The following is a 26,633-nucleotide window of genomic DNA, read 5'->3' as shown; positions in this document are numbered from 1 at the left end:
GATTGAACAAATTTTAATCCTGAAAGGTCAACAGGCCCTAGAACATTGGAGTGTGAATGTATCTTTTTGAAGGTCTTAAAAAGAAAATCTCAGAATACTTGCCCGCTGCTGATGTAGAGCTGGTTCAAAAATCTTACGTGGTAGCCCGAGAGGCCCATGAAGGACAAACTCGCTCGAGTGGCGAACCTTACATAACGCACCCAGTAGAAGTAACCCAAATTCTTGCAGGCATGCATCTTGATCATGAAACACTCATGGCCGCGCTAATGCATGATGTAATTGAAGATACTGATTTTAGTCAACAAGATTTAGCCGAGATATTTGGCGAAACTGTTGCAGAGCTAGTTGAAGGTGTGAGTAAGCTCGATAAGCTTAGCTTTAAAGATAAAAAAGAATTCCAAGCTGAAAACTACCGCAAAATGATTATGGCAATGACTCAGGATATTCGAGTCATTTTAATCAAGCTTGCTGATAGAACACATAACATGCGTACTTTAGGCGCATTGCGCCCAGATAAGCGCCGCAGAATAGCGCGTGAAACACTAGAAATTTACGCACCAATTGCAAACCGCTTAGGTATTCACGATATTAAAAATGAACTTGAAGACTTAGGTTTTCAAGCTTTATATCCTATGCGTCATCGCGCACTTAAATCGGAAGTTGCTAAAGCACGCGGTAATCGCAAAGAAGTTATTACTAATATCCAGCATGAAATAGAAGCACGTCTTGAAGAATCAGGCATTAAAGCAACTGTGTCAGGCCGTGAAAAACATTTATATAGTATTTATAAAAAAATGCTTAATAAAGAACTGCTATTTAACGAAGTTATGGATATTTACGCGTTTAGAATTGCAGTTGACTCTATGGATACGTGTTATCGTGTATTAGGTGTAGCTCATAGCCTTTATAAACCTATTGAAACACGCTTTAAAGATTATATTGCAGTACCAAAAACAAACGGTTACCAATCGCTTCATACTTCATTAGTTGGCCCACACGGTATACCTGTTGAAATTCAAATTCGTACTCACGATATGGATCATATGGCCGACAAAGGTGTAGCGGCGCATTGGATGTATAAAAAAGCAGGTGATGGCGCAGGTAATACTTCGCAGCAACGTGCTCGCCAATGGATGCAGAGCTTATTAGAGCTTCAGCAAAGTGCGGGTTCATCATTTGAATTTATTGAAAATGTAAAAACTGAGCTATTCCCAGAAGAAATTTACGTATTTACACCAGATGGGCGTATTGTTGAGCTACCGATGGGTGCTACCGCAGTCGATTTTGCTTATGCCGTGCATACAGATGTAGGCAACACCTGCGTAGGCGCGCGCGTTAATCGCAAGCCGCACCCTTTAAGTAGGCCCTTAGATACAGGGCAAACTATAGAGATAATAACAAGCTCAGGTGCCCACCCTAATGCAACATGGCTAAACTTTATTGTTACTGGTAAAGCGCGTTTGGGCGTTCGTAATTACCTTAGAAGCCAGCATCATGAAGAAGCTATGCTTTTAGGGCGCCGCTTACTTGATTCAGCATTAGGTGAAAACAAACTAGATAGCATTGCTGATGAAAATATAGCAAGAGTACTTGAGGAGCAAGAACTAACAACGCTTCTTGAATTACTTGTAGAAATTGGCTCTGGTAACCTAATGAGCATGTTAATTGCCAAACGCCTATTACAAAATGACAGTGACGACTTAACTGATATTACCAGCCAAGCCAAAGCGACCATTATTGGTACTGAGGGCATGCTAGTTAACTACTCTAAGTGTTGCCGACCTGTACCTGGCGATGCTATTACAGCTCATGTAAGCCAAGGTAAGGGCCTGACCGTTCACCGCCAAGAATGTAAAAACATCCGTGGCTGGGAAAATGAGCGCTCTAAATACTTAGTTGTAAAATGGGACGATAACCCAGAGAAAGAATATATTGCAGCTCTGAGAGTTGAAATTATTAATCATCAAGGGGCCCTGGCTAAATTAACCAATGTTGTTACTACAACCCAAGCCAATATTGTAGAAATTACCACCGATGAAAAAGAAAGTAATTTATACGTGATAGATTTAGGGGTTACCGTTAAAAACCGTATCCACGTTGCTAACATTATGCGCCGCATTCGCGTTATGCCTGATGTACAAAAAGTCTATCGTAAAAAGTAAAATAGGAAACACATGAATAAAGCATTTATCTCTACCGACAAAGCACCTGCTGCCATTGGCACTTACAGCCAAGCAGTTAAAGTAGGCACCGCTGTTTATTTATCTGGTCAAATTCCATTAGTGCCAGAAACGATGGAAATGATTTCAGAAGACTTTAGTGAGCAAACGCATCAGGTATTTAAAAATATCACTGCGGTATGTGAAAAAGCAGGCGGGCAAATTCAAGATTTAGTGAAAATAAATATTTATCTAACTGATTTGTCTAACTTCGCGACTGTAAATGAAGTGATGAGCCAATACTTTAAGCAACCTTACCCAGCGAGGGCTGCATTAGGTGTTCGTGCACTTCCAAAAGGTGCACAAGTTGAAATAGATGGAATAATGGAACTTCCTTCTACCAATTAAGTATTACAGGCTATAGAGCCTCTCTATAGCCTTTCTTTCCCTCTTAGCACTTCGTTCTCTGTGACTTCTTGACTCATAAGTGAATTTCTAGCAATCTGTGAATCTGTAGTTGTGTTTTACAAAACAAACTTAACTTAAGTAGTAAAAAAGGATTAACTCGTGTTTAAGCTTGCTAACAATGGAAATGTTTTACTTGATGTAAAAGAACATATTCCTCCCAGCGCTGCATTTATTTTAGAGGCTCTCGAAAAGTCAGCTTTTTGCGACTGCAAAATAGATCATGACGCTATTAATGATTTTTTTAAAAACGAAAACACACAACACACTCTGGTTGTAGCAACAAAACACAATGCCACTTTAAATGTAACAATTAGCGACGATAAAATGCTGGCCATTGGCGAGCTAACCCTTGCCCAAGGCGGAAAATTATTAAGTTTAGAAGATGCAAAAAAACAACTCGTTAAAGCAGGAATTGTGCGTGGCTATAAGCAAGTATTTTTAGAGTTGCTACTACAAAAACAGTTTGAGCATACAGCGGGTTCTGTTGTTAAGGGAGTATTAGCTAAAGGCAGACTACCAAGTGATGGTTTGGCCACTAAACTAATAACAACTGTAGAGACTTTAAAAGACCGTTTAAAAACTCCCAAGCTCAAAGAAGATGGCAGCGTGGACATGCGCGACTTTGGCAAGCTTGCAAGCGTAGAGCCAGGCTCTGTGCTTATTCGCCAACAACCAGCAACCCCTGGTAAAGAAGGCTTCACCGTAATAGGTGACATACTGACCGCAAAACCCGGAGAAAATAAACAATTAGTGGCAGGCGAAGGCACCGAAATATCAAAGCTGAATCCGCTTGAACTAGTCTCTACTATTGCAGGTGTTCCGGTTGAAATTAATAATGGTATGCGTGTCGACGATATTTTTACCATTTCAGATGTAAACGTAAAAAGCGGCCACATTGACTTTCAAGGCAGTGTTATTGTTACCCGCAATATAGACCCTGGAATGAAAGTAACAGCCAAAGGCGATATTACTATATTTGGCACGGTTGAATCAGGAGAGCTTACCGCAGGCGGAAACATCACCGTTAAACAAGGCATTATTGGCCATCAAAAAGCCGACGAACAATCCCTGTCTTGTAAGCTTATTGCACGAGGTGATATTCACGTCTCTCATTCACAGTATTGCTACCTAGAAGCAAATAATATTTTTATTGATCGCCAAACAAGCCACTGTGTAATGAAAGCTAAACGCTTACTGCAAGTTGGTCAATCCGACTTACCTAAGGGTAAAATATTTGGTGGCGAAATACTTGATGCAACAACTCTCATTGCTGGCGAAATTGGGAATGAATCAGGCGCTAAAATGATTATTAACCTAGCGGCTTCTGGCGCCGAAATAACAGCAGATACTGATAATTGCTTTAAAGACTTAGCTAAAACAGATGCACAGCTAGACACGTTGCAAGCAGCGCTAGAAAAAACTGATTTAGTGAAAGATGCCGAAAAGAAAAAAATATTAATTACTAAAATTGGTGCTACTCAAAAGCATTATTGTGAGCAGGCAGAGCAATTAGAAAAACGTCTTTCAAACTTAGATCACGACTTACACGATTTACTTAACGACGCTAATTTAGCGGTGAATTCTGTTTTGCATTCAGGTGTAGAAATTCATATTTTTGATAAAGTACTCAAAACAATCCGCAATTACCCTCCGTGCAACGTTAAACTTTTGAATAACAAAATTGAAATAGAGTTCAAAACAAGCTAATAACTGAGTGCTCTATTGAGCACTCAAATTTATTCACATTTAAAGTAAACCGCTTACCTCAGCATGTGTTTGCTGCGGCCATACACCCACTTGTACTTGACCAATATGCTGCTTTTGTAGCAAGAGCATAGCCAAGCGCGACTGCCCTATTCCACCGCCAATTGTTTGCGGAAATTTACTTTGTAGTAGCGCTTTATGCCAATCAAACTCTAAGCGGTCTTCATCTCCAGTAACCCTTAACTGCGCTTTTAAAACCTCAGGACTTACACGTATACCCATTGATGAAATTTCAAAGGCGTCTTCAAGTACTGGGTTCCATACTAAAATATCACCATTTAAACCCATGTATTGCTCGCATGTCGGCGTAGACCAATCATCGTAATCTGGGGCTCTTACATCATGGATTTTGCCATCACCAAGCGCGCCACCAATACCAATTAAAAATACAGCACCATATTCTTGTGCAATGGCTTTTTCGCGCTGTTTAGCGCTAAAGTCAGGGTACATTTTACGTAGCTCTTCACTGTGCACAAACTTAATATCGCTCGGTAAAAAAGGCGTCAAACCATAAGACTCACTTACAAAAGCTTCCGTCTCTTTTATCCCTTTATAAATAGATTGAACAGTTTGCTTTAGTGTCGCCAGCGAACGCTCTGTGGTTTCGTTAATTACTTTTTCCCAATCCCATTGATCAACATATACAGAATGAATAGGACTTAATGAATCTTCATCTGGGCGCAAAGCTTTCATTTGAGTATAAATACCCTCACCAACACCAAAGCCATAAGTTGCGAGTGTTTTACGTTTCCACTTAGCCAGTGAATGCACCACTTCGTAGCGGCTATCTGTAATCGCTTTCACATTTACAGCAACTGCGTTTTCATGGCCGCTTAAGTTATCTTGCGTGCCGTCACCTACTTTAGCCAAAATAGGGGCTTGAACCTCAACCAGCCCAAGTTGGGTTTCAAGTTGCTGTGAAAAAAAATGCTTAACTTTACTTATTTGCTGCTGTTGCTGCACATAGTGTGAACTCATAATAATTGGCCTCATTCCCAGTTATTGTTACTTGCTTAATTGATAAAAAGCGCCCTAATGAGCGCCTTTAATGAGGTTAATGTAACGATTTGATGTATTAATTCAATATCCCACAACAAAAATAGCTTTAACATATTAAAACCATCAATTAAGTGGTATAAAAATCATATATTCGATAATTTTATGAGAAAAATATAATGGAAAATTATTTAATCGATAATCTCGATAAACAGATACTTCATGCGTTAATGGCAAATGCCCGTACTGCGTACGCCGAATTAGCAAAAAGATTTAATGTAAGCGCAGGGACAATTCACGTAAGAATTGAAAAAATGAAGCAAGCAGGGATCATTACAGGCACCCAATTAACGATTAATACTAAACAGCTAGGCTACGATGTGTGTTGCTTTATAGGTATTAATTTAAATAACGCACGTGATTACCCACAAACGCTTATAAAGCTAGAAGCATTGGAGGAAGTGGTAGAGGCTTATTACACAACAGGTAACTACAGTATATTTATAAAGGTAATGACAAAGTCCATTGATCACTTACAAGATGTGCTGATTAATAAAATACAGGCAATAGAAGCTATTCAGTCAACAGAAACTCTTATTTCTCTACAAAATCCAATTAGCCGTACGGTAATGCCTTAACTGCAAAAATCTCGTATAATTGCCGAAAAAAGAGGATAACCATGCAGCAAACTCGCTATCAAAGAATCGAAGACGTACTTTCGCGCCGTCAAACAGACTTAACCGTGTGCTTAGAAGACGTGCACAAACACCATAACTTATCTGCAATAGTACGAAGTGCTGATGCGGTTGGTTGCCATCACGTACATGCTGTATGGCCTGAAAAGCAAAAATGGCTAACAAACAATACCTCAGGCGGCAGTAAAAACTGGCTAGAGACGCACTTACATAGAAATATTGATGATGCTGTTACTGCAATGCGTGAACGCAATCCAGAAATACAAATATTAGCAACTCACTTATCAGAAGATGCCGTTGATTTTAGAGAAGTAGATTACACCAAGCCAACGGCTATTATTGTTGGACAAGAAAAAACAGGGATATCAGAAAAAGCCCTAGAATATGCCGATCAAAATATTATTATTCCAATGCAAGGCATGGTGCAATCGCTAAATGTTTCAGTTGCTGCTGCGCTAATATTGTTTGAAGCACAGCGCCAACGCGAGCTGGCTGGTTTATATAATAGAGATATGTTGAGCGCCGAAGTTAAACATCCACTTTACTTTGAAGGCTGCCACCCTATTATCGCAAGGCTGTGTAAACAAAAAAAATTACCTTATCCTGCACTTGATGAAAACGGCGAAATAGTCGCTGACGAGCAATTTTGGCAAGCTTTAAAACATACTTGATGGACTAAAGCTCTGTAAGTACACTTAACTTATTCACAAATAATAAGATTGATATAATTTGTCTAAACCTAGCTTAAATCAATACCCAATTACAGAGCTCAAAGGGGTCGGCCCAAAAATGGCTGAGCGTTTGTCAAAGCTAGGTATTTTAACTGTGCAAGATATGCTTTTTCATTTGCCACTTCGCTATGAAGATCGCACTCGCTTATACGCGATTAATGAGTTGTCACTGCACAGCCACGTGAGTGTTGAAGCAACAATTGAAACAAGCCAAATTACGTTTGGTAAAAGGCGTATGCTTGTTTGCCAAATCAATGATGGTACTGGCAGACTAACATTACGATTTTTTAATTTTACCGCCGCACAAAAAAACGCATTTAGCGCTGGTAAAATAATACGTTGTTTTGGTGAAGTGCGCCGTGGCCGTGTTGGCTTTGAAATGAGTCATCCTGAATACAGCATCAGCGATACCTCTAACGAGCAGCCGGTAGCGACAACATTAACGCCCGTTTATTCAACAACCGAAGGTTTGAAGCAACTATCGATTAGAGCTTTAAGCGAACAGGCTATTGATTTACTAAATAAATACTCAGTAGAAGAACTACTGCCTTCACAGTGGCAGCCATCAAATATGCCGCTAAGTGACGCCTTATTATTACTGCACCGCCCACCAAATGATGTTGATGTAACTGCATTAGAGCAAGGTACTCACCCTGCTCAACAGCGCCTTGTATTCGAGGAGTTACTTGCTCAAAACCTCAGCTTATTAAAAGTGCGAGAGCAAGGGCAACAAGTTAAAGCCGTGGCATTAAATCCAGTAAACACATTAGAAAGCCAATTTTTAGAGCAGCTTCCTTTTGCACCCACAAATGCGCAAAGCCGCGTAGTTGCTGAGATTAAAGGTGACATGCAACACGCGTATCCCATGATGCGTTTAGTACAGGGCGATGTAGGCTCAGGTAAAACCCTAGTAGCAGCACTTAGTGCACTAACAGCCATTGCGCAGGGCTTTCAAGTCGCTTTAATGGCTCCTACTGAAATTTTATCAGAGCAACATGGTGTTAATTTTACAACGTGGTTTAATCAACTAGGTATAACAGTTGCTTGGCTTGGCGGTAAAACAAAAGGCAAAGAGCGCGTAGCAACACTTGAAAAAATAGCCTCTGGTGAAGCGCAAATGATTGTAGGTACTCACGCTTTATTTCAAGATGAAGTTAAGTTTAATAACTTAGTGCTTATCGTTATTGACGAGCAACACCGCTTTGGTGTCCACCAGCGTTTATCACTGCGTGAAAAAGGTAAGTTTGGTGATTGTTACCCTCATCAACTAGTCATGACCGCAACACCCATTCCACGTACACTCGCTATGACCGCCTATGCCGACTTAGAAACCTCTGTGATTGATGAGCTGCCACCTGGGCGTACGCCAATCACAACAGTGGCACTTCCTGATACTCGCAGAGACGATATTATTGCCCGCGTTAAATTAGCGTGTAACGAGCAAGGCCGCCAAGTTTATTGGGTGTGTACACTGATTGATGAATCTGAAGTACTGCAATGCCAAGCCGCCGAAGATAGTGCACTACAGTTAAAAGAAGCGCTACCAGAGCTAAACGTAGGCTTAGTACATGGGCGAATGAAATCAGCTGAAAAACAAGCCATTATGAGCGAGTTTAAAGCAGGAAACATACACGTATTAGTAGCCACTACGGTTATTGAAGTTGGTGTAGATGTCCCTAATGCGAGCTTAATCATTATAGAAAACCCTGAGCGCTTAGGCTTAGCACAGCTGCATCAGTTACGTGGGCGAGTTGGCCGTGGCGCTACTGCATCGCATTGCGTGCTTTTATACCACGCACCACTGTCTCATACCGCTCAAAAGCGATTAGGTGTACTACGCGATAGTAACGATGGCTTTGTGATAGCAGAGCGCGATTTAGAAATTCGTGGCCCTGGTGAAGTACTCGGTACAAAACAAACAGGGTTAGCCGAGTTTAAAATTGCCGATCTTACTCGTGATAAGCACATACTTAATCAAGTAAGGCCAATTGCACAGCAAATGCTTAAGCAACATCCAGAGGTTGTTGACCCACTAATTCAACGTTGGTTGGGTAACAAGCAAAATTACGCGCAAGCGTAACCACTTTATTTTCTATACTTCTGAGTTTACTAAGTTAATTTACTAAATTAGCTTACTAAAGATATAAAAAAGTCAGCTCTAAACAATATAGAGCTGACTCCTGATATCTCAATAGAGCAGCATAAAAGCGATTTTCACCCTTTACTGCTCTTAGTTAAATTTACGCTTTGTTGAGCTCAAATATAAGCGATGTTTGCGGGAATGAAATTGGCATTTGTAAACCAAACTGCATTAGCGCTTCACCGGTAAATGTTTGACCATTTACCGCAGCAATAGAAGATGGGCGATACTCTTCAAATTTTACCGGCCACACTAAATTAAGTGTGTACTGCGCATCGGCATCTAGGCCAACAAAACGAAGCTTATTAGGCGCTGTACGCGGTGTTTCGCGAACGCTGTTATAGGCAAATAACGCTTTTGTTTTTTGCGCATCGATTAAACCAAAGTTAATTGATAAATCGTCGCTATCTAGGCGGTATAAATCGGCGCTATGAATAAACTCACGATGCTCTTTGTGAAGTGCTATTGCCGCTTTAAGTGCATTGTATTCGTGATCGTTCAGCTCACGTGGGTCCATTTCGATTCCCATGTGGCCAAACATTGATACCGCAGCACGCATTTCAATACTTACATTACGCCCTGTGATATGGCAATCGCGTGGGCCTACGTGTGCACCCATAACCGACGATGGGAAAAAGAACGAACATCCACGCTGTATTTCAAGGCGATCAAGCGCATCATTTGAATCTGACGTCCATACACGGTCTGTGTGTGCAAGTACGCCGTAATCTACACGTGCACCACCTGACGAACAGCTTTCTATTTCAAGCCCTGGGTGCGCCGCTTTAATACGGTCAATTAAACGATAAAGTGCTAATGTTTGCTGATGCACAGCAGGCTTGCCATCAAAATTACCCGCATGGTTAATATCGCGGTTCATATCCCATTTAATGTACTTAATAGTTGGGTATTCAACTAAAATATCGTCAATCGCTTTATATAGGTACTCAACAACCTCAGAGCGCGTTAAATCAAGTACTAGCTGATTTCTAAAGCTTAACTGCTCGTTATTTTCAGATCCTAAAACCCAATCTGGATGCGCGCGGTATAAATCGCTATCAGGGTTGACCATTTCTGGTTCAAACCAAATACCAAACTCCATACCTAAGCTATTAACATGATCAATGACTGGCGATAAGCCATCTGGGTAAATTTTGTAATCTACTGTCCAATCACCTAAGCCTGCATTGTCGCCACGGCGGCCTTTGAACCAGCCATCATCAAGTACAAAACGCTCAATACCTAACGGCGCTACTTTGTCGGCTAACTGCTTAAGCGTGTCTACGTCGTGATCAAAGTAAATACCTTCCCACGTGTTGTAATGCACAGGGCGCGCTTTTTCACGTTGAGCTTGGCTAAGTAAATTAGCTTTAACAAAACGATGAAAATTACGAGAAAGCGCGCTAAAACCTTCACTTGAAAACGAGCCATAAATGCTCGGGCTTTGATACGTTTGACCTTTAGCAAGCGTAAGCTCACCAGGAAGTAATAGCTCACCCATTTGTACATAACGACGACCTTCAGCTAGAAGCTCTGCGCGTAGTTTATTGTTGCCGCTCCAACCTAAATGAAAGCCGTAACATTCGCCGTGTTGCTCGCCTGCATTTTCGTTATGCACTAATAAACCAGGAAACACATCGTGTGATGTTTTGCCTTTACGGTTTTCACGTACAAAGCTACCAAGCACTAAATCAACAGATTGACGCTGGAATTCGTTTGACCAACGACCTTCAAAGCTCACTATTTTACTTACGCTGTCTGGCAATTGAAATGTTGGCGCGGCGCAGAAATTAACGCTCAGTGGTGAGTCACCTAAATTAGTTAATACAGTATGTGCACTTAATACGTCACTGTTGTTGTCAAGCGTAATGCTGTGCACGACTTCAATACCACGAAGCTTATCTACACTTACAAACTCAACAGTCGCACTTGAAGGCTGACGCACTTCTTGAAGCTCTGGCCCAACTGACCATGCGATTGAGTCATTTACTAGCTCAAGCCCTGGCGCGCCAGTAAAGCCTTCGCCTAATAAAGGAGATAGAGAAATAGGCGCTTCTTCAACCACGGCACATTTTACTTCTTGACGGGTAGCAAGCTGAGTAAGCATTGTTTCTGTTGTTTGCTCAGATAGGCGCTTACCAAAGTACAGTAACGCCGGTGTTTTGCTCTGGCAGTCGAAAATAACGGTGCTGTTTACACTGTCTAATCGATAAAATGATTTAGTGTCGGCCATGATTTTCCTATCCTCTTGTTCATTGTGTGAGTTATAAATATAACGAAAATTAGTAAGCTACACTATTTACTAAATGTATCTCTTTGCTTGAGCCACAATCTATCAGATGGTGACACTCAACAATAATAGTATATATCATACAAATTAGGTTTTGATAGTCTTTACATCGCAAATAGTCAGATAAACTCACTGGAAGTACCACTGTAATAAAAAGTATTAAACCAACCCTCACTTTAAAGCTATATTATTGCTTTTAATATATATAAAAAATCGGCCAGAGTTGCCCCATGACCGATTTTGTCAGCTTAAACTATTTACAACCTATTTTTGTGCTTGTACTTGTACTTGTCCTGCGTCATCAAGTGCCGGTGTTTTACCTGCCCACTGCGCATTCAAACCAAATACCACTTTATTTACTATCAATGCAAAAGCTACACATACAATCAGTGTAATTGGCATTAAATGAATGTAATGAATGTCAGTATGTAGTGGTGAGTTTGCAAACGTAAGCATGCCGTACATTACAACACCTAAAATTACTGCTGCAATACCTGCACGTGCATCAACATTTTTAAATAATAAGCCCACTACAAAAATTGAGAATATAGGCATACTTAATAAGCCGTTTAATTGCTGTAGTAAGTTAATAATACTGTCGGCTTGCTGGTAAATTGGTACAAGTACCAGTGTTAAGCTTGTTAGTAGCAATGTTACGTAACCACTTAGCTTTACAACACTTGGCTCTTTATTAAAGTAAGCTTCGTGAATGTCACACACGTATAGTGCTGTAGCTGAATTTAATAAGCTGTTGTAAGTAGAGAGTACAGCGGCTGCCATTGCCGCTGCAAACACACCGGTTAACCATGCTGGCATTACATCGCCTACAATTCGACCATAAGCAGCGTCGCCAATATCGCCGTAAAGTTTAAACGAAATAATACCCGGTAATACCACAATGGCAGGGACGATTAAAAAACGAATTCCCGCTGCGGCAAATATCCCTTTTTGTGCTTCTTTAACATTAGGAGCAGCCATGGCTCGTTGTGTAATTGTTTGATTAGTACCCCAGTAATACATTTGAATAAAGATCATACCGGTTAAAAGTGTTGGCCATGGAATAGGTGAATCAGCATCGCCGATGAGTGTTAAGCGCTCCTCTGGAATGCCCGTAAAGTCGTAGTCAATGGCATTTAATGCTAAAAACACCACTAAAACCGCCATACCCAGTACCAGTAAGCCGTTGTAAGTATCAGACACTGCAACTGCACGTAGACCACCAAAAAACGCATAAATAGCACCTACAATGGCAAATGCGGTGGCAATATACATTAGCGGAATATCAACCTTAAACATGGTTTGCATAAACAGCGCACCTGAGTAAATTACCGCTGGCATGTAAATAAGTGCATTACCTAAAAAGAATAATCCCCCAATAACAGCGCGAATATGTTTATTGTTATAGCGCTTTTCTAAAAGCTCTGTGGTGGTAGTACAATTGTATTTGTAATAAACAGGAATGAAGACCTTAGCTAAAATAATTAAGCCAATAATCGCCGCAAGCTCCCACCAAACAAGCAAAGCCATTTGGTTACCATTCATACCCACTAGTTGGTCGGTACTTAAGTTAGTAAGTGTTATTGAACCTGCAACAAACATCCAAGTAAGGCCACCGCCCGCTAAAAAATACTCTTTGGTTTGGCTTTGTCCGTTATTACGATTTTGGCCTCGGCATTTCCAATAAGTAAGGCCACCAATTAAAGCGGTGACAAAAACAAAAACCACCAGCTGTAAAATGTTATCTGACATGTGTGTGTCTCCTACGCGTTACGCGCAATGTCTGTGTAATAAAAAAGTGCACGCTACAGCGCGTGCGCATCTCGACTTAGTTCTAACTTAATTTGCTTTAAAGGCATAAGTTCGGGACGTTGGTTGTGCAGCTTTACCAATGCATTTAACTGCAACAGTGAAATAAGCATACTGTTAAGCACACTTAGGTAACCTTGATTGTGTAAGCTTGCAACGGTATCGCTATCTAAAGTTTGCAGCTTGTCTTCATCAACGGTGCTCAAACCTTGAATAGTTTGGGTTTCGCCTTGTTCAAACTGCAATACAATATCTATGTTTTTAATAAGCCCTAAGCGCGCTACTTCTTGGGTAAATTGATACGTTTGATAATCATTTTTTAAATCGCTCTCAAGTAGCTTTTGCTGTGAATTTAAAAATAAGCTTGGGTTACCTTTAGCATCAAATAGTGCCTCGCCTTGCTGCGTATTTACGGCTGAGCTTTGATCATCAATCGCAATAAAGTAGTCGCTGCTATTTGCTTCACGGGTCATTAAATAAAGAGGGTGAGTTTGTATACATACCGGTGTGTAAAGCGCCTGCCACTGGTTGTTATTAACCAATAAACTTTGCCCAGCACTAAAGCTTGTTAAACCCGATACGGTATAACTGCCGTTTTGCGCATTTCGCGCTAAAAATATAGGTAAGTCGCATGCAGCTTTTGCTACTTCGTTAGCTCTTAAATTAACTAAATGCTGCGTTTTTGCATATTCAATACCTGCATTAGGGTTAATTTTTAATGTTTGGTGTTCGGTGTTTACTAGTTCACTAATAGCCATAGTTACACATCCTTAAACTGGGTTAGCCGCTAACCACTGCTCAATATAAGCGCGGTGTGGCGGCAAAGTTTGCAACATCTGCTGTGTAAGCTGGCTGTTACGTTCAATTATTTGTTTGGCTTGCGCGTCTTGTGAATACAAATAAGCCTGTTTAGTAAAGTCTGGTTTGAAGCCCATACCATATAAAACGTACTGGTAGCTGGCGGCTGGGAATAACTCTAATGCGCCATGAAAATCTTGAATAAGCGGGCCACGGCTTCCCCAAAGCAGTAAATCTTCTTGCAGGGTTTGTGGAATAGTGTCCGGATGTACATGTGCTTGCCAGTAAGGTTCTGGGCGCTTGGTTAGCATGTAATGGAGCTTTAAAAAGTCGATAATGCGCTGCCAGCGGTAGTCCATTTGCTCGTTAAAGCGTTTAGCTACAATAGGCATTACTTGTGTATCTGCTGGCATATGCTCTGCTACAAAGCGTGCTGAAATTTCAACAAGCATAATAGCGGTTGCTTCAAGCGGCTCTACAAACCCTGCTGACATACCCACTGCAACACAGTTTTTATGCCAAAACTTCTCACGGTAGCCCGACTCAAAGCTAATTTTACGGGCAGTTAAACCGTTTGCTGCATCGCCTAAATAGTTTCGTAAGTTTTGCTCTGCTTCATCGTCTGATAAAAATTTGCTTGAATAAACATGCCCTACACCACGGCGATGCGTTAAACCTATATCCCAAATCCATCCAGCATTTTGCGCTGTTGCTATGGTATGGCTGGCTAAGGAGTCATCGTTTTCATCGTAAGGGACTTGCATCGCCAGTGCGCTGTCGTTAAATAGCACGTGGTCCATTTTTTTAAACGGTACGTTGAGCGCTTGGCCTAATAACAATGATGAAAAACCAGTACAGTCTATAAATAAATCGGCGCTTATAATGCGGGTTTGATCTTTTAGAGTAAGCTCATTTATTGCACCATCGTCATCAAGTTTTACCTGATCAACAGTACCAATAATATGCTCTACGCCAAGCTTACTTTTACAATGCTGTTTAAGCATTTCTGCAAAAGCGCCGGCATCTAAGTGATAAGCGTAATTACAATTACCTTGATATTCACCTTGCGCTATACCTCTTGGGGCTAAGCTTGCTTCGCAAATATCATGTTGAAAATTAGTTTGCTGTGCAAAGTCTTCAACATTATCTAAATATGGGGCTAAATCTATGCGGCCGTAGCCTAGCGGTACAGTAAATGGATGGTAGTAAAAGTCGTTGTTGCCGTGCGTCCAATTTACAAATTTACCACCTTGCTTAAAGGTAGCGTTACAGGCTTTAAATACATCAACTTCACGCAAACCTATTTGCTGAAGTGTGTTTTTCATAGTGGGCCAGGTACCTTCACCTACACCAATTGTTGGAATATCTGACGATTCAACCAACATCACTTTTAAGCCATCACCATTTTTACCTTGGTGATACGAAGCTATAATTGCAGCGCTCAACCATCCTGCTGTGCCGCCACCAATTACTGCGATTGTTTTTATTGCTTTATTCATAATGGACTACTCTTTGAGTATCTTTGATAACGTTTTATACAACAAATGCCCGGTAGGGCATTTGGATTTAATGTGGCTTCATTTTAGACAATTAGGTTAACTAATATACATTACTGTTAAATTAACCTAATTGGTATTAGCACTAATGTGCTGCAATGAAACAAGAGGCGAGAAGTTCGCCTCAAACATTAATTAAAACGATCCGCGAATACCAAACGCGTAACGTGAGCCATTATCTTCCACTGAATAAATTTGGTTAGCAAAACGACCTGTTTGTACTAACTCTTCTTCAGTGATATTGATGCCTTCAGCAAAAATAGTGAAGTTTTCGTTAATATCGTAGCTTGCACTAATATCCCACTGGCCGTACGTTTCTACGTTCACTGGTTCACCATTGAAGCCGTTATCAACTAAGCGTAAAAAGCCTTCACGGTTGTTAAATGCAACACGTGCTTGCCAGTTGTCTTGCTCATAAAACAATACTAAGTTTTGTGAATCGCCCAAACCTTCTAGTGCAAATGTTTGAGTTGTATCATCACCTACACTAATGTCGCTATTCACAACAGTCGCATTGGCAATAAAACCAAAGCCATTTTCAAACATGTGAGTAACACCCACTTCGAAGCCGGTTACAGTTGCAGACTCACCATTTTGAGGACGGCTTACAGTGTAAACTTCTGAGCTACCAATAAGTTCGTCATCTGTTTGGTCTGTACATGTAGTACACGCAAAATCAGGACCTGAACGGTCAGACATTTCGTATGTTTCTGCACCCGTTAACGTAACAATAAAGTCGTCAACTTCTTTACTAAATACTGCAAAGCTAAATAAGTTAGCATCGTTGTAGTACCACTCGTAAGAGATATCCCAGTTTTCTGATTGGAATGGTTTAAGTGCTGGATTGCCACCACTTGCCGTTAAGTTTTGACGACGTGGTTCGTTAAAGTTTGTTGCTGGAGATAACTGAGACATAGTTGGACGAGTAATACTATCGTACGCGGCAAAACGTAAAATCATATTATCTTGTAGCTCAAGCTTAACGTTGAAAGACGGTAGTAAGTTTGAGTAGCTAGTACCTTGTTCAATATTAGTCGCAGGGCCAAATACGTTAGCAAACAATGTCGCATCTGAAGTTGGAACTACATCGCTAATAAAGCTTTGTATTGCAGCAACTTCAATATCGGTTTCTGAGTAACGAGCACCCATATTAACGGTTACTGGCATATCAGCTAAGTCAAAACCAAGCGTAAAGTCCATGTATAAGCTAGTGATGTCTTCGTTAATTGTGTAACGGTTATTTTGTAGCGTTGGCTCTACTGGAAAACCTTGATCGGCTAAGTAATCAAGCATTTTATCGCCATCGTAGCTATAAAATGTATCGATCAAACCAGGGAAGTAATTACTCGCTGTGTATGCTTCAAAATCAATTTCATCAAGCGGTGCTTGTGTACCGTAACCACAAAATTGACATTGGCTACCAAAAATTTGGAAGCTAGATTTTTCACGCTCTTGGCGATAAGCACCAAAGTTAATACGCTCTACTGGGCCTTTATCTGGCACGTATTCAAAATCGGCTTTTACTTCAGTGATTTCATCTTCATCAGTAAATTGGTTACCAATTTCGTTGTAGTGAAGACGCGCTAGGCTAGGATCTGGCAATGAACCATTTTCAAAGCCATCATGCTGTACGGTAGGAATGCTGCCTGTACCATCAAAAGTATAGCTGTTAATAATACCCACTACGTTAAAACGATCATTACCTGCACGGTCGTTTTCAGCTGTTGAGCGAGATACATCAAATTTTGCTTTTAATGAATCATTTACTTGCCAGTCAACGTTAATACCAAATGCTTTGTTGGTTACGTCACGTGAGTTACGCGTGTGTGATACAAAATCACTTGCAGGGTCGCCACTTGGCGCGCCTAAGCCAACTTCTTGAGAGAAAGTTAAAAGCGTACCCGTTTCAGCATCAATTGTTGCGCTGCCTACACGGTCTGGTTCGAACCAAGATGCTAAATCACGCACTGACGAATCAACTTCAAATTTTGAAATCATTCCATCAACCGTAATCGTAACATCGTCAGACGGTGCATATTGAAGTACTAAACTTGCGTTTGTACGTTCACGGTCTTGCTCATCAACTACTTGGTCCCAGTTACGTGGAATGTAGGCATTTTCAAACAATACACCATCAGTTGGGTTAGATATTGTTTGGCCACCGCGCCAACCTGCCGTTAAAATTTGGTTGTTTTGAAGTTTACGTTGCTGATTAGTGATGGCAAAAAGCACACCTAGCTTGTCATCGTTAAACGTATTACTTATTAAAAATGATGTTGATGGAGATACTTCTTCAGAAAGGCTTTCGTACATACCTTTAACTGAACCTAAAATATGTAAACCACCAAAATCAAAAGGGCGTGCTGTAGTTACGTTAACCGTACCACCAATGCCGCCTTCTTGAAGCGTTGCTGTATTACTTTTATAAATATCAGCACCGGTGATTTGATCTGCTGCTAATACATCAAAATTAAATTCACGACCTGCACTGTCTGTCGCAATTTGACGACCATTAACAAGTACAGTATTAAATTGTGGACCAAAACCACGAATAGTTACCGCTTGGCCTTCACCACCACTGCGGTCAATTGCTACACCTGTAATACGTTGCAGAGATTCTGCTACGTTTAAATCAGGAAATTTACCAAGATCTTCTGCTTTAATCCCGTCTGTAACAACATTAGATGCTTTTTTATCTAACATTGATGAACGTAAGCTGCTGCGGATACCCGTTACTGCGATAACTTCAACATCTTCATTTACTACTGTAGGCGTATTGCCTTCAGCGCCTTGAGCTGCAACGCTTCCGCTTGCCAATATACCAGTGATAGCAATACTGAGCGCGGTTTTCTTGTTGAACGATAACTTATTGTTAATTATCATTTTTTAAAAACTCCTGATTGTGTGTAGTCGTTGTGTCGTTGTGGTAGTGCGTATAGTTTCAAATACTATTTATATTATAAATACTTTAAACTGGCAAAAAGTGCAACCTTTTCCTTAATTATGGATAGCATTTAATTACCGTATATTTTCTTTTGATTTTCTTTTAATTAACATTAAAGAGCTGTATTCACTCAGAAAAAGCGTAAATAATAACCTGTTCGTATTTCTCTGCTGGCAATAAATTAGCCTTTGGAAAATTTTCACGATTTGGCGCATCTGGCCAATTTTGCGCTTCAAAACACAAAGCTTGCCGTGCTTTAAAAGGCGAACCAACAAAGTTTGCGGTATAAAGCTGCATGCCTGGCTGTGTACTTTTAAGGGTTAAACTAACGTTCGTGTGTGGCGAAGTTAATGTAGCCATCGTCTTTAAACTGCTGTCATCATTAAAAATATAGCAGTGATCAAAGCCATTTCCAGCTTCTAGCTGAGGATGAACGGCGCTTAAGGCCTCACCAACTTGAGCTGGCTTAGTAAAGTCAAAGCAGGTACCGCAAACTAAAGCGGCTTCATTAAGTGGAATACTAGTTGTATCAATAGGAAGGTAACGATCGGTATTAATTTGAACAAGATGCTCATTAATTGATTCACTGCCATCAAGATTAAAGTAGCAATGGTTGGTAAAGTTAACGAGCGTTTCTTTATTGGTTATCGCTTTAAAGTGCAGAGTAAGCTCGCCGTTTTTAGCGCTAATAGTTTGCCAAACCTGCAACTCACCGGGGAAACCTTGTTCTCCGTCGGGCGAGCAATAATAAAGCTCAACTTCACTTTCAGTTTGTTTAGTTACTTGCCAAAGTACTTTATTAAAACCTTTAACACCGCCATGTAGGCTATTAGGACCGTTATTTGCCTCTAGTTGATACTGCGTACCAGATAAGCTAAAACGCCCCTTTGCAATACGATTAGCGTATCGACCTACTGTAGCGCCTAAGTAAAATGGGTTTTCAAGATAGTATTGAGGGTCATCGACGCTAAGCGTCATTTCTTGTTTTTTAAATTTAATGCTTTTTATTATTGCGCCAAACGGCAAAATTTCAGCTGCTAAATTCTCACCATCACTGAGCTGAATAACTTGTAAAGGCTGGTTACTGGCAATAGATGTCACACGCATACTCCAATCAAATTACCGAATTAACATTTTGTGTTATAACGGCGCAACAATATATAATATAAATAATATATAATTGAAGCCTGCAACTCAATCTAAATGCGTTAAAAAATCACGACAAAAATTTACAGCTGCCATTATTTATTTACACGAGGCGAGTAGATTGAATATTTATCGTTTTTACCCCCAAAGCCTCTTAATTAACCATCAAATAAAAAGTTCAATGCAAGTGTAGACTTAAGCAACTCAATTAATTGACATATGTTAAGTTTTTATTAAACCTCTCTTTTATTTGGAAAATTATCAGTCCTAGTTTGTTTAGTTGATGTCTGCACCATTTAATCCAGCTTAATCGCTGCGTGTGCACTTTGTTTTTAGTATTTATAAACATTAACTGAGAGAAGAAAGGAATTATGATCCCATTTAAACTTAATAAACTGAGCATATTAGTTGGCGCTGTATCTGGCACATTTGTATTAGCAAGCAGCCCTATACATGCAGCTCAAAGTGATAAAGTTCAGCAAGAAATGGAAGCGATCACGGTAACAGGCTACCGCTCTAACCTAGCCCGTAGTAAAGAGCTCAAAAAAAATGCCATTGGCTCGCAAGACAGCATACTCGCTGAAGACATTGGCGAATTCCCTGATGCTAACTTAGCAGAGTCATTACAGCGAGTACCGGGTGTATCTATTTCGCGTGACTCAGGTGAAGGTCGTCAAATATCGCTACGTGGCTTGGGTCCTAATTTTACACGCACACGCTTAAATGGCATGGAAGCACTTTTTACAAGCGATTCAGGTATTGACCAACGTGGCGGTGCATCCCGCTCTCGAGATTTTGATTTCAGTATTTTTGCCTCAGAACTATTTAATCGCGTAGATGTGTATAAATCGTATGATGCATCATTAGATGAAGGGGGTATTGCCGGTACTGTTGACTTACATACTGCAAAACCTTTTGATAATTCTGAAGAAGGACTACAAGGTGCTGTAAGTGTAAAAGGTATTTATAATGATAGAACAGAGCATTCAGACCCTCGCTTTGCTGGTTTGTTATCGAATACTTGGGGGAATTTTGGTGCGCTCGTATCGGTTGCTTATTCTGAAGTAGATACGATTGAAGAAGGCTATCATGTGTGGTCTTGGAAGCAAGCGAGCTTTGGTGATGATAATGTTGCAGATTCAGTTGACGGCGATATCAAAAACCGTTTAGTCAACGCCACGGGTAATGACCGTGTGTTTGTATCTCGCGCTAATAACATTGCATCTTGGGCTAATACTCGAAAACGTACCGGTATTACCGCTGCATTTCAGTGGCAATCTTCTGATGCAATGTCTTTCGATTTGGATATTTTGTACGGAAAGCTATCTAACGATCGCATTGAAAATCAATTATCAACAGCGGGCACAAACGCATTTACTGGCGATGTGACAGCAAATCAATTACTCGTTGATGCAGCCATTGAAGGTGACGATTTAGTATACGCCTCATTTGAAGGTCTTGATTTGCGTACTGAGTCAAAAGTAAGTTTTGGCGAAACTGATTTTCACCAAATATCACTCAGTGGTAATTTTGAACTAACCGATAAACTATACATGACAACCATGTTTGGTTTATCAAAATCTACTTTTGAGCAGCCTATAAACGATAAAGTTTTTAGTGAATCTGTCGATCATGCGTTTTCTGTTGATTGGCGCAATGCTAAATATGGTCAAAATACTTACGACTTTGATATTACCGATATCGACCAGTGGGCATTAATGCGAACTGATGTCCGCGAAGATGAAATAAGCAATGAATACAACACGTATCAAGTTGATTTTAATTACGAACTTAATGATGTGCATTCATTTAAGTTTGGTCTTCAGTCTAAAAACTATCAATCAGATGGTTTTGAACGCAGAGACCGTGTTGATTGGGAAAATGACCCAAATTCACCTGAAGCTGTTTTTCAAATAACTAGTATTCCAATTTTATATGACTATGTTATTGCAGATAACCAAGCTACTTTTGAGCGTGTTGTTGCAACAGGTTTAATTTCTCGCGAGTTAGACGCCTCTCATAATCGCCCTGGTACTGTATATCAAATTGAAGAAGATACTATTGGGGTTTATGCACAGTATGTATGGAACACCGAAATAAGTAACTTCCCAATTAGAGGTAACTTAGGTTTACGTTGGTACGAAACTGAACAAACATCGAGCGGGGAAGTTAATACTGGAACCGGTTTTGAACAAATTGAATTTAGTAAAACCTATTCCGATTTACTACCAAGCTTAAATGTTGTTGCTGATATTTCTGATAATTGGTTAGTACGCTTTGGTGCAAATCGCAATATTTCTCGACCTAATTTAAATCAATTAAAGGCCGCAGGACAAGTGGGTGTTGCAGATCAATTTATTAGTGCTGGTAACCCTAACTTAGAGCGCTTTGTTGCTGATTCATTCGAAACATCATTTGAGTTTTATGGTAATTCGTCAAGCTTAGCTATTGCAGTGTTTCATAAAGATATGGAGTCATTTATTGTCCAGCAATCAGTGACTCTACCTTATGAGCAAACGGGTTACCCTCTAGAATTTTTAGACTTTGACCCTCGCGTAAATGCGCAATCTGAGTTTACCGTTTCACAACCGATAAATGGTGATTCTACAGATGTCACTGGTTTAGAAGTTGCGTTTCAAATGGACTTTGATTTTTTACCAGAGCCATTTAATTACTTAGGAATGCTGGGCAATGTAACCATTGCTGATGGCGAAACTATTTTATTTAACGAAGGTGAACGCATAAGCGTTACTCCTCCTGGCTTATCTGAGCTGTCTCACAATTTTACCCTTTATTATGAAACGCCGCGCTGGGGCATGCGTGTTTCGAGCTCTTATCGTGATGAATACATTACAGGGGAAGGCTCAGAGCAAAACATTGTTGCAGGATACGATGAAACAACGTTTGTTGATTTTAAATCGTTCATGAATATTACAGAGCAAGTAAAAATAACCTTTGAAGCAACAAATTTAACGGATGAAGCAATTCGCCAATTCCTTGATCACAGAACTCAATCTTACTCACAAAGTGGTCGTAATTTTGCGTTAGGTATGTCGTATAAATTTTAGCTCTCACCTCTAAACTGGCTGCTTTTGCAGCCAGTTACTTTAAGGAAAAAAGTTATGAAAAAATACACTATTTCATTTCTCATTAATTTATTATTGCTTTTAGTTTTCTGCCCATCAATTGCTGCAAATGACACATTTACTTTAGGTGTTATTGCCGATTGCCAATATGCAGAACAAGCCAATAAAGGTACTCGACACTATACATCTTGCCCTCAAAAATTGAGTACGGCAGTTGGGCAATTTAATGCTCTGCCTTTATCGGGTGTATTGCATTTAGGCGACTTTATCGACCGTGAATTTAAAAGTTTTACCCCGTTAAATACAATATCATCGTCGCTTAATACTCCCCTTTATCATGTATTAGGAAACCATGAATTCTCGGTAGATGATAAGTTTAAAATGCGCATAACTAACACTTTAAACATGCCATCTCGCTATTACAGTTTTGAAATAAACAACTGGCTCTTTATCGCATTAGATGGCAACGATGTGAGCACTTACGCATGGCCTAAAAATAGTAACAAACATCAACAAAATATGACCTTGTTTAACTCTAAATATAAAGGGCACGAAGATTGGAATGGCGCAATTGGTATAAAACAACTTAAGTGGTTAGAAGAAAAACTAAAAGTAGCGCAAGTAAAAGAGCAACCTGTTGTACTACTGAGCCACTTCCCTATTTTTCCTGAGAACAACCATAACCTATGGAACGCGCAAGAAGTGCTAACCCTTATTAGCCAGTATTCAACCGTTAAAGCATGGTTTAATGGTCATAACCATGTAGGTAATTACGCAAAAAAAGACGGCATTCACTTTGTAACTTTTCATGCGATGCTTGATACCGATACAACTGCATTTAGCACTCTTGAATTTTCGCCAACCCAACTTAAAATTAATGGTCAAGGGAGGCAGCCTTCAATGGTTCTTCCCATTAAATAACCGCAATAAAACAAAGATAACCTATGGCTCTATATAATAACGCGTACAAGGAGAGAATTAACGTGACTAGGGAACTTAGTTACGCATTTTTGGCACTTATGTAGCTATGCAATTGCTCAATAGCACTTTGCATTTGGCGGCTTATATCACCTAGGCTAAACCCTGTTGCCACTTTAATTTGTTGATATGTTTCACCATGAATACGACTACGTACAATAAGGTCTCGCTGCTTATCTGTAAGCGTATTCATCGCATCTGAAATATATTCAATTCGTAAATTCATGCTACATAGATCCTCAGGGCTACCTTGCGTACATAGTGGCTCATCAATATTATCGCGGGTATCGTCTAAAAAATGTTGAGTGTTTTTAAAGCGAGAACGATAATTTAAACCAATGTTAATAGCTGAACGAAGCAGATAAGCTTTCGGAAACTCTATTTTATCAATATGCTGATGCGATAACATATTACTAAATGCTTCTTGCACTAAATCTTCATGATCGCTAAGGCTTGCCCCAAAAAAATCACGGACTCTACGGTTTAGTTCACCGTTGTGCTCGGTATATAACTTTTCAAAAAATGATTCGATAATCATAAAATGACCTTAAAAACCTTTTAATTCAAAAGTAAAAACAACTGTGTTAGCAGTTGTATTTAAGAGGATTAATTTAGCATTCAATTATGCTAAGAATATGACAAACCAAGCGTTTGTCACTAAAAGGTCATTTATTAGCTAAGTTATAACTCAGCAGTAATGTGCTCGTTAAGCGCTGCTTTTTCGTCAATGCTAAGCGCTTGCTTTGATTTAGCAATAAAATCGTACCTCACCATCACAGCTTTGCCTATTGCGCAGCATTTATCGTGTTGCCATGCTTCTTGCCTAAGCGTAAAAGAGCTAGTTCCTATATGCTCTACAGAGGTTTTTACGGTCACTTCGTGGCCATAAAATAATTCGCCTACAAACGACACTTCAACTTTGGCGATAATCAATTTCCAATCATGTGGATTTAAGTCCGGTGTAAAAAACTTAAAAATAGGTCCACGTGCGACTTCAAACCATACAGGGAGTACGGTATTGTTAATGTGTCCGAGTGCATCTGTTTCGCTAAAGCGCGGCATCACTTTTTCAATAAACATAAAAATCCAATAATAATTATATAAAGGTAAACCATGACGGACTTTATACGCGTTATTGATAACGCATTAAGCGATGAGTTTTGCGATGAATTTATTTCCACATTCGCGCAAAGCCCGCATGTAAGACAAGGGGTAACATCGGGCGGTGTCGACTTAAAGAAAAAAGACAGCCACGACCTGCACTTAAATAATCACCCCGAATATGCACAACAATTAAAACATATACAACAAACGACTGCACAGCATGTTTTTAAGTATGTTGAAGAGCATATTTTTATGATGATTGGGGCATTTGGCTTAAAAGTTTATCACCCAAAAACAGGTGAGGTAGTCGATTTAACCCAAGAGAATTTTGAAGAAGTGGGTAAACCGCAATTACCCGTTTTAGTTCAGCAAATTTTTAGACTCGGTAACATTCAAGCGCAAAAATACGAAGTAAACAAAGGTGGCTACCCTTACTGGCACAGTGAAGTTTATCCGCAGCTACAGCACAATGAAGCTTTGCATCGCGTGTTGTTATTTATGTTTTACTTAAACGATGTAGAAGAAGGTGGTGAAACAGAGTTTTATTATCAAAACCGTAAAATAGCCCCTCAAAAAGGCACTATGGTGATAGCACCTGGCTACTTTACACATACTCATAGAGGCAATAAGCCAGTATCAAACGATAAGTATATTTTAACCTCGTGGGTACTGTTTAACCGTGCAGAACAAATATATGGTGCGCCTAAGAGTTAGCGCACCAAAAATCAGTATTATTTAACCGAGCAGTTCATCAAATAAATTAAACAACTGATCTAGCTCTTCAATGGTGTTGTAGTGCATACAACCAATGCGCACTACACCGCCTTTATCAAGCACATCTAATTGCTTGCACAACCCTTGCGCGTAAAAATTACCATCCCACACGCAAATATGCTGCTTACCTAGAAATCCTGAAACGGCGCGTGGCTCAAGCCCTTCAAAAATTAAAGCAAAAGTAGGTGTACGCTCATTAAGGCGATCAAAATCATCAATACCAAATAACTTAATACGTGGATAATTAACTAAGCGCGTTAAAAAGTGTTCGCTAAGCGCCATTTCGTGCTGCTTAGTTTTAGCAAAAGCCACACTTAACTTTTCGCGACGTGAATGGCTATTATCAAGCTCGCTAATCGCCGCAATGTAATCAACAGCTGCGATAAAACCAGCCATTGCTTCAAAGCTTTGCGTGCCGGTTTCCCAGCGACCTGGTGCTACGTCTTTAGCTGGCTCAACCTTGTAAGGCGTAAACCCGTCTAAATGTTCTTTTTTACCGTAAACCATACCTAAATGCGGGCCAAAAAACTTATACGCAGAGCACGCTAAGAAGTCGCAATCAAGTGCTTGCACGTCAACAAGTTCGTGCGGTGCATAATGTACGGCATCAACATAAACAAGTGCACCTACAGCGTGAGCAAGCTCAACAATACGTTTAATATTATTAATTGAACCTGTGGTATTTGAAGCGTAAGTAACCGCTACAAGCTTAGTGTTGCTGTTTAATAAGCTTTCAAATTGCGCCATATCTAAGCTGCAATCAGCTTCGTTAATTAAAGCCGTATTAACTTTAACGTCTTTATCTTCTGCAGCTTGTTGCCACGACGATACATTCGAGAAGTGATCGGCATTGGTTACAATTATTTCATCGCCAGCCTGCCAGTCGCGTGAAATAGCACGGCTAAAGCTAAATGTTAGGCTGGTCATGTTTGGACCAAACACAATTTGTTGTGAGCTAGGTGCATTAAGTAAATCAGCGGCTGCTTGACGCGCATTCGCCATCAACTCAACCGTTTTATCACTTGAAAAAAACGCGCCACCTAAGTTCGAATTATAATGACCTAAATAAGCTGTCATCGCAGTAAGCACCGATGTTGGTACCTGCGAGCCACCTGGTCCGTCTAAAAATATTGGCGATTTACCATCAACGTTCTGCATTAATGCTGGAAACTGCTCACGTAATTGCGTTATGTTCATG

19 protein-coding genes are annotated in these 26,633 nt (G+C 40.1%); 9 read left to right on the top strand and 10 right to left on the bottom strand.

Translation table 11 applies throughout. The features are described from left to right. The first annotated feature begins 56 nt into the window (after window positions 1–56). The 3 genes from spoT to FFU37_RS16465 all read left to right on the top strand — a co-directional run bounded on the left by spoT (window position 57) and on the right by FFU37_RS16465 (window position 4,334). The gene (gene spoT, locus FFU37_RS16475) at window positions 57–2,162 is read left to right on the top strand and encodes a bifunctional GTP diphosphokinase/guanosine-3',5'-bis pyrophosphate 3'-pyrophosphohydrolase (protein ID WP_039488599.1); all 2,106 of its coding nucleotides are present in this window, start codon (window positions 57–59) and stop codon (window positions 2,160–2,162) included. A gap of 12 nt (window positions 2,163–2,174) precedes the next feature. Beyond that, complete coding sequence (gene ridA, locus FFU37_RS16470) at window positions 2,175–2,567, top strand: deaminase RidA (protein ID WP_039488601.1); 393 nt, start codon at window positions 2,175–2,177, stop codon at window positions 2,565–2,567. A gap of 159 nt (window positions 2,568–2,726) precedes the next feature. Next, window positions 2,727–4,334, top strand: coding sequence for a flagellar assembly protein A (locus tag FFU37_RS16465; protein ID WP_138489960.1), 1,608 nt, complete (start codon window positions 2,727–2,729; stop codon window positions 4,332–4,334). Between the two features lie 39 nt (window positions 4,335–4,373). Here FFU37_RS16465 and asnA read toward each other — a convergent pair whose 3' ends face one another. Next, window positions 4,374–5,369, bottom strand: a complete 996-nt coding sequence (asnA, locus tag FFU37_RS16460) for an aspartate--ammonia ligase (protein ID WP_138489959.1) — start codon at window positions 5,367–5,369, stop codon at window positions 4,374–4,376. A 197-nt stretch (window positions 5,370–5,566) separates the two neighbouring features. Between asnA and asnC the strand changes: the two genes are divergently transcribed. Genes asnC through recG form a run of 3 tightly spaced genes read left to right on the top strand, consistent with a single transcriptional unit; the run spans window position 5,567 to window position 8,893 of the window. Further along, window positions 5,567–6,025 (top strand): transcriptional regulator AsnC, encoded by a 459-nt coding sequence (gene asnC / locus FFU37_RS16455; protein WP_002958822.1) that lies wholly within the window; start codon window positions 5,567–5,569, stop codon window positions 6,023–6,025. 41 nt (window positions 6,026–6,066) lie between these two features. After that, a complete protein-coding gene (gene trmH / locus FFU37_RS16450; protein ID WP_138489958.1) occupies window positions 6,067–6,753 on the top strand; it encodes a tRNA (guanosine(18)-2'-O)-methyltransferase TrmH in 687 nt (228 codons plus the stop codon). A gap of 58 nt (window positions 6,754–6,811) precedes the next feature. Continuing rightward, a complete protein-coding gene (gene recG / locus FFU37_RS16445; RefSeq protein ID WP_138489957.1) occupies window positions 6,812–8,893 on the top strand; it encodes an ATP-dependent DNA helicase RecG in 2,082 nt (693 codons plus the stop codon). Window positions 8,894–9,053: 160 nt separating this feature from the next. Here recG and FFU37_RS16440 read toward each other — a convergent pair whose 3' ends face one another. The 6 genes from FFU37_RS16440 to FFU37_RS16415 all read right to left on the bottom strand — a co-directional run bounded on the left by FFU37_RS16440 (window position 9,054) and on the right by FFU37_RS16415 (window position 19,448). Beyond that, window positions 9,054–11,186, bottom strand: coding sequence for an alpha-galactosidase (locus FFU37_RS16440; protein ID WP_138489956.1), 2,133 nt, complete (start codon window positions 11,184–11,186; stop codon window positions 9,054–9,056). A gap of 321 nt (window positions 11,187–11,507) precedes the next feature. Then, the gene (locus tag FFU37_RS16435; protein ID WP_138489955.1) at window positions 11,508–12,992 is read right to left on the bottom strand and encodes an SLC5 family protein; all 1,485 of its coding nucleotides are present in this window, start codon (window positions 12,990–12,992) and stop codon (window positions 11,508–11,510) included. Between the two features lie 53 nt (window positions 12,993–13,045). Then, window positions 13,046–13,807: a SapC family protein gene (locus FFU37_RS16430; protein WP_138489954.1), complete on the bottom strand. Its 762-nt coding sequence runs from the start codon at window positions 13,805–13,807 to the stop codon at window positions 13,046–13,048. Window positions 13,808–13,819: 12 nt separating this feature from the next. After that, window positions 13,820–15,346 carry a tryptophan halogenase family protein gene (locus tag FFU37_RS16425; protein ID WP_138489953.1) on the bottom strand — a complete coding sequence of 509 codons (1,527 nt, stop codon included), beginning with the start codon at window positions 15,344–15,346 and terminating at the stop codon, window positions 13,820–13,822. A 192-nt stretch (window positions 15,347–15,538) separates the two neighbouring features. After that, window positions 15,539–18,286 (bottom strand): TonB-dependent receptor, encoded by a 2,748-nt coding sequence (locus FFU37_RS16420; protein ID WP_138489952.1) that lies wholly within the window; start codon window positions 18,284–18,286, stop codon window positions 15,539–15,541. A 187-nt stretch (window positions 18,287–18,473) separates the two neighbouring features. After that, window positions 18,474–19,448: an aldose epimerase family protein gene (locus FFU37_RS16415; protein WP_138489951.1), complete on the bottom strand. Its 975-nt coding sequence runs from the start codon at window positions 19,446–19,448 to the stop codon at window positions 18,474–18,476. Window positions 19,449–19,864: 416 nt separating this feature from the next. Here FFU37_RS16415 and FFU37_RS16410 point away from each other — a divergent pair, with 416 nt between their 5' ends. Then, window positions 19,865–22,561: a TonB-dependent receptor gene (locus FFU37_RS16410; protein ID WP_138489950.1), complete on the top strand. Its 2,697-nt coding sequence runs from the start codon at window positions 19,865–19,867 to the stop codon at window positions 22,559–22,561. 54 nt (window positions 22,562–22,615) lie between these two features. Beyond that, on the top strand, window positions 22,616–23,500 hold the full coding sequence (locus tag FFU37_RS16405) for a metallophosphoesterase (RefSeq protein WP_138489949.1): 885 nt from the start codon (window positions 22,616–22,618) through the stop codon (window positions 23,498–23,500). 79 nt (window positions 23,501–23,579) lie between these two features. On the opposite strand, the gene FFU37_RS16400 is transcribed toward FFU37_RS16405, so the two are convergent. Together FFU37_RS16400 and FFU37_RS16395 are read right to left on the bottom strand one after the other, a co-directional pair. Further along, window positions 23,580–24,095, bottom strand: coding sequence for an RNA polymerase sigma factor (locus tag FFU37_RS16400; protein ID WP_039488612.1), 516 nt, complete (start codon window positions 24,093–24,095; stop codon window positions 23,580–23,582). A 143-nt stretch (window positions 24,096–24,238) separates the two neighbouring features. Then, window positions 24,239–24,637 (bottom strand): acyl-CoA thioesterase, encoded by a 399-nt coding sequence (locus FFU37_RS16395; protein WP_039488613.1) that lies wholly within the window; start codon window positions 24,635–24,637, stop codon window positions 24,239–24,241. Between the two features lie 33 nt (window positions 24,638–24,670). On the opposite strand from FFU37_RS16395, the gene FFU37_RS16390 reads away from it, so the two are divergent. Then, window positions 24,671–25,375, top strand: coding sequence for a 2OG-Fe(II) oxygenase (locus tag FFU37_RS16390; protein ID WP_138489948.1), 705 nt, complete (start codon window positions 24,671–24,673; stop codon window positions 25,373–25,375). Between the two features lie 21 nt (window positions 25,376–25,396). On the opposite strand, the gene FFU37_RS16385 is transcribed toward FFU37_RS16390, so the two are convergent. Further along, window positions 25,397–26,632, bottom strand: a complete 1,236-nt coding sequence (locus FFU37_RS16385) for a cysteine desulfurase-like protein (protein WP_138489947.1) — start codon at window positions 26,630–26,632, stop codon at window positions 25,397–25,399. Window position 26,633: the final 1 nt, after the last annotated feature.

This window comes from Pseudoalteromonas distincta (assembly GCF_005877035.1).
In the GTDB taxonomy this organism is placed as follows: Bacteria; Pseudomonadota; Gammaproteobacteria; order Enterobacterales; family Alteromonadaceae; genus Pseudoalteromonas; species Pseudoalteromonas distincta.
Note: the sequence above shows the minus strand (reverse complement) of the source record. Positions and strands in the feature narration are given on the sequence as shown.

Coding starts and splice junctions, on each gene's coding strand:
- spoT (WP_039488599.1), top strand. CDS start 57: ATGTATCTTTTTGAAGGTCTTAAAAAGAAAATCTCAGAATACTTGCCC.
- ridA (WP_039488601.1), top strand. CDS start 2,175: ATGAATAAAGCATTTATCTCTACCGACAAAGCACCTGCTGCCATTGGC.
- asnA (WP_138489959.1), bottom strand. CDS start 5,369: ATGAGTTCACACTATGTGCAGCAACAGCAGCAAATAAGTAAAGTTAAG.
- asnC (WP_002958822.1), top strand. CDS start 5,567: ATGGAAAATTATTTAATCGATAATCTCGATAAACAGATACTTCATGCG.
- trmH (WP_138489958.1), top strand. CDS start 6,067: ATGCAGCAAACTCGCTATCAAAGAATCGAAGACGTACTTTCGCGCCGT.
- FFU37_RS16440 (WP_138489956.1), bottom strand. CDS start 11,186: ATGGCCGACACTAAATCATTTTATCGATTAGACAGTGTAAACAGCACC.
- FFU37_RS16435 (WP_138489955.1), bottom strand. CDS start 12,992: ATGTCAGATAACATTTTACAGCTGGTGGTTTTTGTTTTTGTCACCGCT.
- FFU37_RS16430 (WP_138489954.1), bottom strand. CDS start 13,807: ATGGCTATTAGTGAACTAGTAAACACCGAACACCAAACATTAAAAATT.
- FFU37_RS16425 (WP_138489953.1), bottom strand. CDS start 15,346: ATGAATAAAGCAATAAAAACAATCGCAGTAATTGGTGGCGGCACAGCA.
- FFU37_RS16420 (WP_138489952.1), bottom strand. CDS start 18,286: ATGATAATTAACAATAAGTTATCGTTCAACAAGAAAACCGCGCTCAGT.
- FFU37_RS16410 (WP_138489950.1), top strand. CDS start 19,865: ATGATCCCATTTAAACTTAATAAACTGAGCATATTAGTTGGCGCTGTA.
- FFU37_RS16405 (WP_138489949.1), top strand. CDS start 22,616: ATGAAAAAATACACTATTTCATTTCTCATTAATTTATTATTGCTTTTA.
- FFU37_RS16400 (WP_039488612.1), bottom strand. CDS start 24,095: ATGATTATCGAATCATTTTTTGAAAAGTTATATACCGAGCACAACGGT.
- FFU37_RS16395 (WP_039488613.1), bottom strand. CDS start 24,637: ATGTTTATTGAAAAAGTGATGCCGCGCTTTAGCGAAACAGATGCACTC.
- FFU37_RS16390 (WP_138489948.1), top strand. CDS start 24,671: ATGACGGACTTTATACGCGTTATTGATAACGCATTAAGCGATGAGTTT.
- FFU37_RS16385 (WP_138489947.1), bottom strand. CDS start 26,632: ATGAACATAACGCAATTACGTGAGCAGTTTCCAGCATTAATGCAGAAC.